This is a genomic window from Pseudomonas sp. NFX183 (genome assembly GCF_047943075.1).
Taxonomy (GTDB): Bacteria; Pseudomonadota; Gammaproteobacteria; order Pseudomonadales; family Pseudomonadaceae; genus Aquipseudomonas.
The window spans coordinates 5757216-5770340 of sequence record NZ_CP181333.1; the positions used below are offsets into that span (position 1 = coordinate 5757216).

Below are 13125 nucleotides of genomic sequence, written 5' to 3' on the forward strand. Positions count from 1 at the left end.
GCCGGACTGATCAAACAGCCTGACTACGCGTGGGCCTACTACCAGCGAGCGCTGGCCTATGACCGGCTGGGCGACAAGGAAAACGCCCGACGCGACTTGACCCAGTTCGCCAAACGCGTCGACCCAAGCACGGTGGAGGCGCAACACAAGGCGCAGTTGGCGGCGTATCAGATCAAGCTGCCCTGAGCGTCGCAGTGAGGCGCCCTTTGGGCGCCTCACTCAGCAGCCGGTCAACAGCGCTGATCAGCGACCGCCGCCCAGGTCAAGGAAGGTGCCGGTGGTGTACGAGGCCTTGTCCGACAGCAACCAGATAATCGCCTCGGCCACTTCGTCCGGGCGCCCGCCACGGGCCATCGGAATGCCGGATTCCAGTTTGCTGACCCGGTCCGGGTCGCCACTCAGGGCGTGGAAGTCGGTAAAAATATAGCCGGGCCGCACGGCGTTAACGCGGATCCCTTCGCCGGCAACTTCTTTCGACAGCCCCAGCGTGAAGGTGTCCAGTGCGCCCTTGGAGGCGGCATAGTCGACGTATTCACCCGGCGAACCCAGGCGCGCCGCCACTGACGACACGTTGACGATACTGCCACCCTGCCCGCCATGCCTTGGCGACATGCGCAGCACCGCATGCTTGGCGCACAGGATCGGCCCGAGCACGTTGGTCTTCATGATCTTGAGGATGCGGAATTCGGACATCTCGTCGACCCGCGACTTATGCCCCACGGTGCCGGCGTTGTTCACCAGCGCGGTGACACGGCCCAGCTCGGCATCCACGCGACTGAACAGCGCGACCACTTCATCTTCGATGCTGACATCCGCACGCACTGCAATCGCCTGGGCGCCGAGGGCGCGAACCTGTTCGAGCACGCTACGGGCGGCGTTTTCGTCGGACTGATAGTTGATGCAGATGCGGTAGCCCTCGCGAGCGGCCAGCAATGCCGTCTCAGCGCCGATGCCACGGCTGCCCCCAGTGATGATGACGACTTTGTCCATGCGTGCGGTCTCCTGACTCAACCTGATGGTTAGGGTTGGGGCCAAGAATACTCGTCACGCACGGCTTTTGTCAGGCGCTACCGCCTCTTCGACACGCTGGATGTCGGCCATGAAACCGTCAGCCGGCAAGGGATGCCCCAACAGAAAGCCTTGCAGCGAGTTGCACCCCAGGCGGGTGAGGAAACTCTGCTGCACATCAGTCTCCACGCCTTCGGCGACAATCCGCAGCCCCAGGGCCTGACCGAGGGCGACGATGGCGGAAACGATAGCGGCATCGTCGCTGTCGTGTTCCAGGTCGCGGACAAACCCGCGATCGATCTTCAGCTCATTGGCGGGCAGGCGCTTGAGGTACATCAGGCTCGAATAACCGGTGCCGAAGTCATCGATGGACAGGTCTACGCCCATGTCCGACAACTGCTGCAACACCGTCATGCTCGCGTCGGCGTCACTCATGGCGGTGGTTTCGGTAATTTCCAGGGTCAGGCTATTGGCCGGCAACTGGTGACGGTCGAGGGCTGCGGCAACACTCTTGACCAGCCCCGGATGGCAAAACTGCAAGGCCGACAGGTTCACCGCAATGCGCCAGTCTTCATAGCCCTGCACATACCACAGACGCATCTGACGACAGGCTTCGTTCAACACCCACTCGCCGATAGGAATAATCAACCCGGTCTTTTCCGCCAGGTCGATAAACGTCGCAGGCAACAACAAACCCTGCTGCCCATGCTCCCAGCGCAGCAACGCTTCGGCGCCGACCGGTATGCCGCTCACCGCATCGAACTTGGGCTGGTAGTACAGACGAAATTGCTCGTGCTCGAGGGCGTTGCGCAGGTCCTGCAATAACTGCAACTGCTTGCGTGCGTTGGTGTTCATCGACGCATCAAAGAAGCTGTAGCCGTTCTTGCCCATGCCCTTGGCGTGGTACATGGCGGCGTCGGCGTTCATCAACAGCTCTTGCGGGTTATCGCCGTTGCCCGGAAACAGCGCGATACCGATGCTGGCGGAAATTTTCAGTTCATGCTCGGCGACCTTGAAGGCACGGTTGATCAGCCCGACCTGACGTTCGGCGAGGCCGACGGCGTCATCCGGCTGCGTCAATTGCACCAGCAACACAAACTCATCCCCGCCGATACGGGCCAACGTGTCATGGCCGCGCAGGTCCTCGCGCAAACGCAGGCCAACCTCGCGCAACAACTGGTCACCCATGTGATGACCAAACGCATCGTTGACCGGTTTGAACCCGTCCAGGTCGATAAACATCAGGGCAAAGCAACCGCCCTGCTCCTTCACCGCCTGAATGGCTTGCTGAATACGGTCGGCGAGCAAGGTGCGATTGGGCAGGCCGGTGAGCATGTCGTGCAGGGCCAGGTGCGTCAGTTCCTGGTTGGCCAGGGTCAGGGAGTCGGCGAGTACGGCAGTGCGCGCCTCCAGGCGAGCGTCGAGCAACGAAGTCAGCAGCGCGATGACCAACACCGCCAGCGTGGTCACCAGCACCAGGTTGTCCAGGCCCTTGCCGCTCAGGCCCGTCAGTGCGGCGCCGCAGAAGCTGTTGTCATCAAAGCGCGCGGCGGCCATGCCGGTGTAGTGCATGCCCACGATTGCGATGCCCATCACCACGGCTGCGCCACCGCGTGCCAGGCGTACGTAAGGCGTGTTGCGACGCAGGTTGAAAGCGATCCACAGCGCAGCGCCGGACGCGATGACCGCGATCAACAATGAAGCGCCGAACAGGGTCGGGTCGTAGTCGATGCCCGGCGTCATGCGCATCGCGGCCATGCCGGTGTAGTGCATGCTGCTGATGCCCGCGCCCATGATCAGCGCACCGAACGCCAGTTGCCACGCAGGCAGGCGTGGCTGGCTGACCAACCATAAGGCAAAGCCGCTGGACAACACGGCGATCAGCAGGGACAGCGCGGTGACGCCCAGGTCAAACCCGAGGGCAAACGGCAGGCGCAAGGCCAACATGCCGATAAAGTGCATGGACCACACGCCTACGCCCATCGCCAATGCGCCGCCCGTCATCCACACATACACGGCGCGGCCCCTGGCGGTCGCGAGACGGCCGGCGAGGTCCAGCGCGGTGTAGGACGCCAGGATCGCGACGAACAAGGAAATCACGACCAAGGAGGGGGAATAGCTACCGATCAGCATGGAATGTCTCAGAACTGACGGGCCTGGAGCGCCCGTGCCAAGTGGCAAAGCGGGCGATTGTAGCGAGAATAATTATGGGCGCGTTGATTAATTACCATGGGGCAATTAGTGGCGCTTTGACGTCAATCTACTGGCTTAACGTTGCGGTGGTCGGGGCTTGAAGTGGCGTCTGGATCGGCGACTTCGGGAGGGGCTTGCCCCCTCCCAGCTCTAGAGGGCAGCAACGGACAGCGGCTCAATCACTCCTTGAACGCCACCTGCCCATCCCACCCACCGCCCAGCGCCGCGATCAATTGCACACTCGCCACCAACCGCGTCTGCAACAACGTCAGCACGGTCCGCTCATTGCTAAGGGCCGTGGCCTGCACCGTGACGACATCCAGATACGCAATCAACCCGGCCTTGTACTGATTCTGCGTCAACCGCAGCGATTCGCGCGCAGCTTCCAGCGCTTCATTGCTGACAACCGCCTCATCCTCCAGCACCTTCAACTGCACCATGTAGTTTTCAACCTCGCGAAAACCATCCAGCACCGTCTGGCGATACTTGGCGACCGTCTCGTCATACGAGGCCACGCTGCGATCAACCTCCGCCGAACGCTGCCCACCGTCGAACAACGTCATCGCCAACTTCGGCCCCACCGACCAGAAGCGGTTCGGCAAGCTGATCCAGTCGGCGTAGGTGCTGCTGGAATAGCCGCCGGCCAGACTCAAGGTCAAATCCGGATAATAAGCCGCCTTGGCCACACCGATATTTGCGTTCGCCGCGATCACCGAGCGCTCAGCCGAGGCAATGTCCGGACGGCGCTCCAACAGTTGCGACGGCAGGCTCACGGGAATCTGCGGCAAGGCTGGAATATCTTTGCTCACCGCCAGGTTGAAGTTGGCCGGTGCCTCGCCGATCAATACCGCAATGGCGTTTTCCAACTGGGCCCGCTGCCAGATCAAGTCGATCAGGCTGGCCTGGGTGGTCTTGAGCTGAGTTTGCGCCTGAGCGATCGCATCCTTGCCGGATACACCGGCGCGGTATTGGTTTTCGGTCATTTGCAGCGAACGCTGATAAGTGTCCAACGTGGCTTGCAACAACCGCGTCTGTTCATCCATGACACGCAGTTGCAAGTAGTCTTGCACCAGCTCCGATTGCTGGCTCAAGCGCATCGCCGCCAGGTCTGCCGAGCTGGCCTCGGCCGTGGCTTCATTGGCCTCCAGACCGCGGCGCAATTTGCCCCACACATCCGCCTCCCAACTCACGCCCAGTTGAGCGTTGAGGGTGTCGCGGATACCGCTGCTGGAACTGCTCAGGCTGGCGTTACTGCTGCCGGTGCCCTGGCTGGCGCGGGTTTTTCCGACACTCAGGTCCACCGTTGGAAAGAACGCACCGCGCGCGCTGCGCACCTGGGCCTGGGCCTGACGAAAACGCGCTTCGGCCTGGGCCACGGTCTGGTTGGCGTTGTTCAGGCGCGTCACCAGGTCATTCAGCTGGCGGTCGCCGTACAGCTCCCACCAGGCGCCCCGCGCCAGCGAATCGCTGGGCGTGGCCTGGCTCCAGCCCTGGGCTTCTTTGAATTGCACCGGCTCGATGACATCCGGACGTTTGTAGTCAGGCCCGATGGCGCAGGCGCTGAGCAACGCGCCGCACAGCAGCAGGCTGGCAACGCGCAAACCACGGGGCATGCTCATGGCCAATTGGGTCAAGGTTGAATCGGTCATAGCGCAGTGTCCAAGGCAGCATCGGTACGCACGCCGCGCCAGGCGTTGAAGCGGTGGCGCGCGCGGTCAAGATAGAGGTAAACCACCGGGGTGGTGTAAAGGGTCAGGATCTGGCTGAACACCAGGCCGCCAATAATCGTCAGGCCCAGCGGCTGGCGCATCTCCGCGCCGTCGCCGGAGCCGAGCAGCAACGGCAAGGCGCCGAGAATGGCGGCCAGCGTGGTCATCAGGATCGGGCGCAGGCGCAACAGACACGCGCTGCGGATCGATTCCACCGGGCTCATGCCGTCATGGCGCTCCAGCTGCAGGGCCAGGTCGATCATCAGGATCGCGTTTTTCTTCACCACCCCGATCAACAGGAACAAGCCCAGCAGTGAGATCAGGCTGAACTCGCCGCCCAGCAGGTAGATCGAGAGCAACGCGCCGACACCGGCCGACGGCAAGGTCGAGAGGATGGTCAGCGGGTGAATGTAGCTTTCATACAGAATGCCCAGCACCAGGTAAACCGCCACCAGCGCGCCGAGGATCATGAACGGCTGGCCCTTCTGGGTCGCGGCAAACGCGTCGGCGGTGCCGGCCATCTTGGCGATCACGTCTTCGGGCAAGCCCACCTTGGCAATCGCGCGCTCGATGGCGGCCGTGCCCTGCTCCACCGTGACCCCGGGCGACATATCAAACGCGATGTTTTCCGAGGCGAACTGGCCTTCATGGCTGACCCGGTCGTCGGCCAGGCTGTTTTCGTAGTGGGCAATGGTCGATAGCGGCACCCGCGCGCCGGTGGAGGTGATCACCTGCATCTGGTTCAGGGTGATCGGGTCCTGGGCGTATTTCGGGTTGACCTCCATCACCACCTGGTACTGGTTGAGGCTGTCATAGATGGTGGAAATCTGCCGTTGGCTGTAGGCGTTGTTCAACACCGCCGTGACCATGCTCATGTCGATGCCCAGGCGCTTGGCCTGGTCGCGGTCGACCACCAGCGTCACCTGCGCCGCGCCACGGCCTTCACGGGCGTCGATGGCGGTCAGCTCCGGCAGCTCGCGCAACGCGGCGACCACTTTCGGGTACCACAGGCGCAACGCGGCCAGGTCACCGCTTTGCAGGATGTAGGAATACTGCGCGCTGGTCTGGTCGCGACTGCCGCCAAATTGCAGGTCCTGGTCGGCCATCAGGAACAAGCGCCCGCCCGGCACCAGCGGTACTTCCTTGCGAATACGCTCGATCACCGCCTGGGCCGAGATCTTGCGCTCGGCGATAGGCTTGAGGCGCACCAGCATCACCGCGTTGTTGGTGCCGTTGTTGCCGCCGATAAAGCCGGCCACGCTGAGCACTGCCGGGTCCTTGAGCACCGCCTTGCGGAAGGTCTCCATCTTCGGCTGCATCACATTGAACGACAGCCCGTCGTCGCCGCGCACAAAACCGATCAACTGACCGGTGTCCTGTTGCGGCATGAAGGTTTTCGGCACCACCACGTACAGCGCGATGTTCACGCCCACGGTGAGCAACAGGCTCAGCAGGGTCAGGCGTCGGTGGCGCAGTACCCAGTCCAGGCTGGTGGCATACACCGCCACCATGCGTTCGTTGACCCTGTGGCTCCAGCGCTGCAAACCGCTCATATGCCCTTTGATGTGCGGTTTGAGCCAACGCGCGCAGAGCATCGGGGTCAAGGTCAGCGAGACGATCAGCGAGACGATGATCGCCGCCGACAAGGTGATGGAGAACTCACGGAACAGGTTGGTGACGATACCGCCCATAAACAGGATGGACAGAAACACCGCCACCAGCGACACGTTCATCGACAGCAAGGTAAAGCCGACTTCCTGCGCGCCCAGATACGCCGCCTTCATCGGCGGCACGCCATCGTCGATGTGCCGGGAAATGTTCTCCAGCACGACGATGGCATCGTCCACCACCAGGCCCGTGGCCAGAATCAGCGCCATCAGCGAGAAGTTGTTCAGCGAGAAGCCGAACAGGTACATCACCGCAAAGGTGCCCACCAACGACACCGGCACCGCCAGGGTCGGAATCAACGAAGCGCGGAAATTACCCAGGAACAGGTACACCACCAGCACCACCAGGGCCACGGCAATCAGCAAGGTCATCTCGGCTTCATGCAGGGTCGCGGTGATCACCGGGGAACGGTCCATGGCCAGGTTGAGCTTGACGCTGGACGGCAACACCGCCTGCAACGCCGGCAGCTGGGCCTTGATCTGCCGGACCGTCTCGATGATGTTGGCGCCGGACTGGCGGTTGATCACCAGCAGCACCGCCGAGTCATTGTTGAAAAAGCCGCTGTTGTAGCGGTCTTCAACGCCGTCGCTGATTTTTGCCACGTCGCCCAGGCGCAGGGCCGCGCCGTTCTGGTAGCGAATCAGCAGCGGCTCGTAATCCTTGGCCTTTTCCAGTTGGTCGTTGGCCTGGATCTGCCAGTTGCGCTCACTGTCTTCCAGCGAGCCCTTGGGCCGGCGCTGGTTGGCGTTGGCGATGGTGTTGCGCACGTCGTCCAGGGCCACGCCGTACTGGTCGAGGGCCTTGGGTTCCAGCTCGATGCGCACCGCCGGCAGGGAACTGCCGCCGATCTGCACTTCACCCACGCCCGGCACCTGCGACAGGCTTTGCGAAAGAATGGTCGAGGCCAGGTCGTACAGCTCGCCCTTTTGCAGCACGTCAGAGGTCAGCGACAGCACCATGATCGGCGCCTGGGACGGGTTGATCTTCTTGTAGGTCGGCATGCTGCGCATGCCGCTGGGCAGCAGGTTGCGCGAGGCGTTGATGGCCGCCTGCACTTCGCGCGCCGCGCCGTTGATATCACGGTCGGAGTCAAAGGCGAGGATTACCCGCGTCGAGCCCTGGCTCGACGAACTGCTCATGGTGGTGATGCCGGCAATCGCGCCGAACGAGCGCTCCAGCGGCGTGGCCACGGTGGACGCCATCACCTCGGGGCTGGCCCCGGGCAAACTGGCGGAGACCACGATCACCGGGAAGTCGATCTGCGGCAGCGGCGACACTGGCAGCAAGTTGAAGCTGACGCCGCCGAGCAACATGATCGCCAGGCTCAGCAGCATGGTCGCTACCGGCCGGCGAATGAACGGTCCGGACAGGTTCATGACTCAACCGGCTCCAGGCTTTGCGGCTCTTTGCGCCAGCGGCGGCCAAGACGGTCGAAGTACAGGTAGATCACCGGCGTGGTGAACAGGGTCAATACCTGGCTCACCAGCAAGCCGCCGACCATCACCAGGCCCAGGGGCTGGCGCAACTCGGCGCCGGAGCCGGTGGCCAGCATCAACGGCACTGCACCAAACAGGGCGGCCAGGGTGGTCATCAGGATCGGCCGGAAACGCAGCAGCGCCGCCTGGTAGATCGCGGTCTGCGGGTCCAGGCCCTGGTTGCGTTCGGCGTCGAGGGCGAAGTCGATCATCATGATCGCGTTCTTTTTCACGATACCGATCAGCAGGATGATGCCGATGATCGCGATCATGCCCAGGTCATTGCCGCTGAGCAGCAATGCCAGCAAGGCCCCCACCGCTGCCGATGGCAAGGTCGAGAGGATGGTGATCGGGTGGATGTAGCTCTCGTAGAGCACGCCCAGCACGATGTACATGGTGACCACCGCCGCCAGGATCAGCAGCAAGGTGCTCGACAGCGACGCCTCAAACGCCTGCGCCGCGCCCTGGAACTGGGTCTGCACGCCCACTGGCATGCCAATGTCTTTCTGGGTCTGATTAATCAGTTCCACACCTTTGCCCAGCGCGACGCCGGGGGCCAGGTTGAACGACATCATCACCGCCGGGAACTGGCCAATGTGCGCGATCGCCAACTGCGCCTGACGCTGCTCCACGTGGGCCAGGCTCGACAGGCGCACCTGGCCGCCGTCGGTGGTTTTCACATGGATCTGGTTGAGCGCCGCCGGGCCGAGGGTTTCACCGGATTGCGCCTGCAACACCACCCGGTACTGGCTGGCCTGGGTGTAGATGGTGGAAATCTGCCGCTGGCCGAAGGCGTCGTACAGTGCGTCGGTGATGGTCGATACGCTGACGCCCAGGCGCGAGGCGGCGTCGCGGTCGATCACCAGGAACACCTGCAGGCCTTTGTCCTGCAGGTCGCTGGCCACATCCGTGAGTTCCGGCAACTGGCTGAGGGCGTGTACCAGCTTGTCGCTCCACAGCGCCAGCAGGTCGGCGTCGGGCGACGACATGCTGAATTGGTACTGGGTGCGGCTGACGCGGTCTTCGATCGTCAGGTCCTGCACCGGCTGCATGAACAGGCGAATGCCCACCAGCTTGTCGATTTCCGGCTGCAGCCGTGTGATCACCTGGGCCGCACTCAAGTCGCGCTGGCCGTGCGCCTTGAGGTTGATCAACAGGCGCCCGCTGTTGAGGGTGGCGTTATCGCCATCCACACCGATATAGGACGACAGGCTTTCCACCGCTGGATCAGCCAGGATCACCTTGGCCAGCTCTTGCTGGCGCTGGCTCATCGCGGCAAACGAAATCGACTGTGGCGCTTCGGAAATACCCTGGATAACCCCGGTGTCCTGCACCGGGAAGAAGCCCTTGGGCACCACCAGGTACAGCACCACCGTCAGACCCAGGGTGGCGATGGCCACCAGCAAGGTCAGCGGCTGGTGCCTGAGCACCCACTGCAACTTGCGCCCGTAGGCTTCGATCAGCCAGTCGATCCAGGCGCCGCTGGCCTTGTAGAAACGGCCCTGTTCTTCTTCCTTGGGTTCGCGCTTGAGCAGCCGCGCGCACATCATCGGCGTCAAGGTCAGCGAGACCACCAGGGAAATCAGGATCGCCACCGCCAGGGTGATCGCGAATTCGCGGAACAGCCGCCCCACCACGTCAGCCATGAACAACAACGGGATCAACACCGCGATCAGCGACAGGGTCAGGGAAATCAGGGTGAAGCCGATCTGCTTGGCGCCCTTGAGCGCAGCATTGAGCGGCGTCTCGCCTTCCTCGATATAGCGCGAGATGTTCTCCAGCATCACGATGGCATCGTCGACCACAAACCCGGTGGCGATGGTCAGGGCCATCAGCGTGAGGTTGTTGACGGAGAAGCCCGCCAGGTACATCACGCCAAAGGTGCCGATCAGCGACAGCGGCACGGCGATGGACGGAATGATCGTGGCGCTGACACGGCGCAAAAACAGAAACGTCACCATCACTACCAGCGCAATGGCGATCAGCAATTCATGTTGCACATCGGTGACCGAGGCGCGGATGGTCTGGGTACGGTCGGTGAGCACCGTCACGTCCAGGCCGGCCGGCAGGTTGTCGGTGATGCTCGGCAGCAACGCCTTGATACGGTCGACGACCTCAATCACGTTGGCGCCCGGCTGGCGCTGGATATTCAGCAGCACGGCCTGGTTTTCGTTGGCCCAGGCGGCAAGGCGCTCGTTTTCGGCGCCGTCGACGATCTGTGCCACATCCTTGAGGCGCAGCGGCGCGCCATTGTTGTAGGCCAGGATCAATTCGGCGTATTGCTGGGGCGAGACCAACTGGTCGTTGGCGTCCAGCATCGACACCCGCGTCGGGCCGTCGAAATTGCCTTTGGGCTGGTTGACGTTGGACGCGGCGATCAGCGTGCGCACGTCCGACAGGTTCAAGCCATTGGCGGCCAGGGCCTCGGGGTTGACCTTGATGCGCACGGCCTGGCGTTGGCCGCCGGCGATGCTGACCATGCCGACGCCACTGATCTGGGCAATTTTTTGCGCCATGCGCGTATCCACCAAGTCGTTGAGCTTGGGCAGCAGCATGGTCTTGGAGGTAATTGCCAGGGTCAGCACCGGGGTGTCCGCGGGGTTGACCTTGTTGTACACCGGCGGTGCCGGCAAATCCTTGGGCAGCAGGTTGGTCGCGGCGTTGATCGCGGCCTGCACCTGTTGCTCGGCGACATCCATATTGATGTCGAGGTTGAAACGCAAGGTCAGCACCGACGCACCGCCCGAGCTGGTGGACGCCATTTGGGTCAGGCCGGGCATTTGCCCGAACTGGCGCTCAAGCGGCGCGGTGACCGCGCTGGTCATCACATCGGGGCTGGCGCCGGGGTACAGGGTCATCACCCGGATGGTCGGGTAATCCACCTGAGGCAAGGCCGATACTGGCAGCAAGCGATAGGAAATAATGCCGGCCAGGACAATGGCCAGCATGCTCAGCGTGGTGGCAACCGGGCGAAGGATAAACAGCCGCGACAGGTTCATGAACCGACCTTTTGCGCCTTGCCGGCGTTAGCGCCGGTCTCCCCTTTTGCCGCAGGCTTGCCTTGCAGGTGCTCGGTCGGGGTGGTCGGCACCTCGCTGCTGTCGTTGACCACTTCGATTTCGCTGCCATCCTTCAAGCGGTCGGTGCCTTCCATCACCACGCGGTCGCCGGCCGCCAGGCCTTCCTTGATCACGGTGTTGTCGCCATCGGTATCGCCGACCACCAGTGGCTGGACCTTGACCTTCTTGTCGCCGTCGAGCTTGTAGACGAAGGTGCCGTTGTTGCCAAACTGAATCGCGGCAGACGGTGCCAGCACCACGTTGTGCAAGGTGTCGGCGAGCAGGTGCACGTTGACGAACTGGTTGGGGAACAGCGCCTGGTCCTTGTTATCGAAACGGCCCTTGAATTTCAGGGTACCGGTGGTCACGTCGATCTGGTTGTCCAGGCTTTGCAGCACACCCACGGCCTGTTTTTTGGCGTCGCCACGGTCCCAGGCTTCCACCGGCAGCTTGTTGCCGGCGTGGTAACGGGCGAGGACGGTGTCCAGGGTGTTTTCCGGCAGGGTGAAGACCACACTGATCGGCTGCGTCTGGGTGATCACCGCCAGGAAGGTCGTGTCGTTGGCCGCCACCAGGTTGCCCACGTCGACCTGACGCAAGCCCACCCGGCCACCGATAGGCGCGCGGATCTTGGTGAATTCGAGGTTGAGCTTGGCGTCGTCTACCGCGCCCTGGTTGGTCTTGACCGTGCCCTGATATTGCAGGACCAGCGCTTCGGCGGTGTCCAGGGTCTGCTTGGCGATACTGTCCTGGGCATACAGGTCGCGGTAACGCTGGACATCAACCTGGGCGTTTTTCAACTGCGCCTGGTTCTGCAACAGCGTGCCCTGGGCCTGCAGCAAGGCATTCTGGTAGCTGCGCGGGTCGATTTCCGCCAGCAGGTCGCCGGCCTTGACCATCTGCCCCTCTTCAAAGGCAATCTTCACCAGCTCACCGCCCACCCGGCTGCGTACGTTAATGGTATTGAGCGCGGTGACCGTGCCCAAGGCCTTGTAGTACACCGGGAACTCACCCAGCACCGCCGGCGCCACGCGCACGGGAATCGGGCCGGTGGAACCGCCGAAGCCCGGGCGCATCATCCCCGACTTGCCGGCATGCCCGGCCGGTTTTTTCTCGCCGGCATCCTTATGGCTGCCGGGCCAGAATTTCCAGCACAGGACGGCGATAACCAGCAGCACGAGCAGGCCGAACAGCCAGCGGCGGGAGTTGCGGGGGGAGGATTGCATGGAGTGATCAACCATTGGGCGCGAGAGCTTCTACTTTGGGAGGCTGAAAGATAAGCACTGAGGCGCATTAAGAAAAGCGCCTTTACCGGCTATTTACCTTGGATTACAACTTTTAACTTCTGGCCTTAGTTTATGGGCTATTTAGCTAAGCCGCTGACTCTAAATGAAAACGGCCTGGACTAGGCCAGGCCGCAATCATCTATCAAGCGTGTTACTGCGAAAAGACAGTAATGCGCTGAAACAGTTACTTCAAAACAGCCAGGGCGGCTTCGTAGTTCGGCTCTTGGCCGATTTCGCTGACCAACTCGCTGTGCAGCACGTTGTTGTTTTCGTCCAGTACCACAACGGCACGGGCGGTCAGGCCGCGCAGCGCGCCTTCGACAATCGACACACCGAAGTCAACGGCGAAGCCCGGGTCGCGGAAATCCGACAGGTTCTTCACGTTTTCCAGGCCTTCAGTGCCGCAGAAACGGGCCTGGGCAAACGGCAGGTCGCTGGAAATGCACAGCACCACGGCGTTGTTCAGGTCGTTGGCCTGGGCGTTGAACTTGCGTACCGAAGTGGCGCAGGTTGGGGTGTCAACACTTGGGAAGATGTTCAGTACTTTGCGCTTGCCGGCGAAGGTGGCCAGGGTTGCGTCCGACAGGTCGCCGGCAGTCAGGATGAAATCGGGGGCCTGGGTACCGGTTTGCGGCAGCTCGCCTTCAACCTTGATTGGGTTACCACGATGGGTGACTTGAGCCATGAAGAGAATCCTTATGCTGGGTTTATTGAAACGAATTCGAGA

7 protein-coding genes are annotated in these 13125 nt (G+C 62.4%); all 7 read right to left on the reverse strand.

Annotated elements, in window-relative coordinates; translation table 11 throughout:
• Window positions 1-243: 243 nt before the first annotated feature.
• Window positions 244-990: an SDR family oxidoreductase gene (locus tag ACM530_RS26875; protein WP_416363611.1), complete on the reverse strand. Its 747-nt coding sequence runs from the start codon at window positions 988-990 to the stop codon at window positions 244-246.
• Window positions 991-1044: 54 nt separating this feature from the next.
• Window positions 1045-3141 (reverse strand): putative bifunctional diguanylate cyclase/phosphodiesterase, encoded by a 2097-nt coding sequence (locus ACM530_RS26880; protein WP_416363612.1) that lies wholly within the window; start codon window positions 3139-3141, stop codon window positions 1045-1047.
• A 239-nt stretch (window positions 3142-3380) separates the two neighbouring features.
• On the reverse strand, window positions 3381-4850 hold the full coding sequence (locus ACM530_RS26885; protein ID WP_416363613.1) for an efflux transporter outer membrane subunit: 1470 nt from the start codon (window positions 4848-4850) through the stop codon (window positions 3381-3383).
• Window positions 4847-7954: an efflux RND transporter permease subunit gene (locus tag ACM530_RS26890; RefSeq protein ID WP_416363614.1), complete on the reverse strand. Its 3108-nt coding sequence runs from the start codon at window positions 7952-7954 to the stop codon at window positions 4847-4849. Before ACM530_RS26890 ends, ACM530_RS26885 begins: the two co-directional genes overlap by 4 nt.
• Window positions 7951-11052 carry an MdtB/MuxB family multidrug efflux RND transporter permease subunit gene (locus ACM530_RS26895; RefSeq protein WP_145165655.1) on the reverse strand — a complete coding sequence of 1034 codons (3102 nt, stop codon included), beginning with the start codon at window positions 11050-11052 and terminating at the stop codon, window positions 7951-7953. The genes ACM530_RS26890 and ACM530_RS26895 overlap by 4 nt, the downstream gene beginning before the upstream one ends.
• Complete coding sequence (locus ACM530_RS26900; protein ID WP_145165656.1) at window positions 11049-12353, reverse strand: MdtA/MuxA family multidrug efflux RND transporter periplasmic adaptor subunit; 1305 nt, start codon at window positions 12351-12353, stop codon at window positions 11049-11051. Before ACM530_RS26900 ends, ACM530_RS26895 begins: the two co-directional genes overlap by 4 nt.
• Window positions 12354-12582: 229 nt before the next feature.
• Window positions 12583-13083 carry a thiol peroxidase gene (tpx, locus tag ACM530_RS26905; RefSeq protein ID WP_416363615.1) on the reverse strand — a complete coding sequence of 167 codons (501 nt, stop codon included), beginning with the start codon at window positions 13081-13083 and terminating at the stop codon, window positions 12583-12585.
• Window positions 13084-13125: the final 42 nt, after the last annotated feature.

Bases quoted from the DNA above. Each gene is read 5' to 3' on its own strand.
- ACM530_RS26875 (WP_416363611.1), bottom strand. From the start codon at position 990: ATGGACAAAGTCGTCATCATCACTGGGGGCAGCCGTGGCATCGGCGCT.
- ACM530_RS26880 (WP_416363612.1), bottom strand. From the start codon at position 3,141: ATGCTGATCGGTAGCTATTCCCCCTCCTTGGTCGTGATTTCCTTGTTC.
- ACM530_RS26885 (WP_416363613.1), bottom strand. From the start codon at position 4,850: ATGACCGATTCAACCTTGACCCAATTGGCCATGAGCATGCCCCGTGGT.
- ACM530_RS26890 (WP_416363614.1), bottom strand. From the start codon at position 7,954: ATGAACCTGTCCGGACCGTTCATTCGCCGGCCGGTAGCGACCATGCTG.
- ACM530_RS26895 (WP_145165655.1), bottom strand. From the start codon at position 11,052: ATGAACCTGTCGCGGCTGTTTATCCTTCGCCCGGTTGCCACCACGCTG.
- ACM530_RS26900 (WP_145165656.1), bottom strand. From the start codon at position 12,353: ATGGTTGATCACTCCATGCAATCCTCCCCCCGCAACTCCCGCCGCTGG.
- tpx (WP_416363615.1), bottom strand. From the start codon at position 13,083: ATGGCTCAAGTCACCCATCGTGGTAACCCAATCAAGGTTGAAGGCGAG.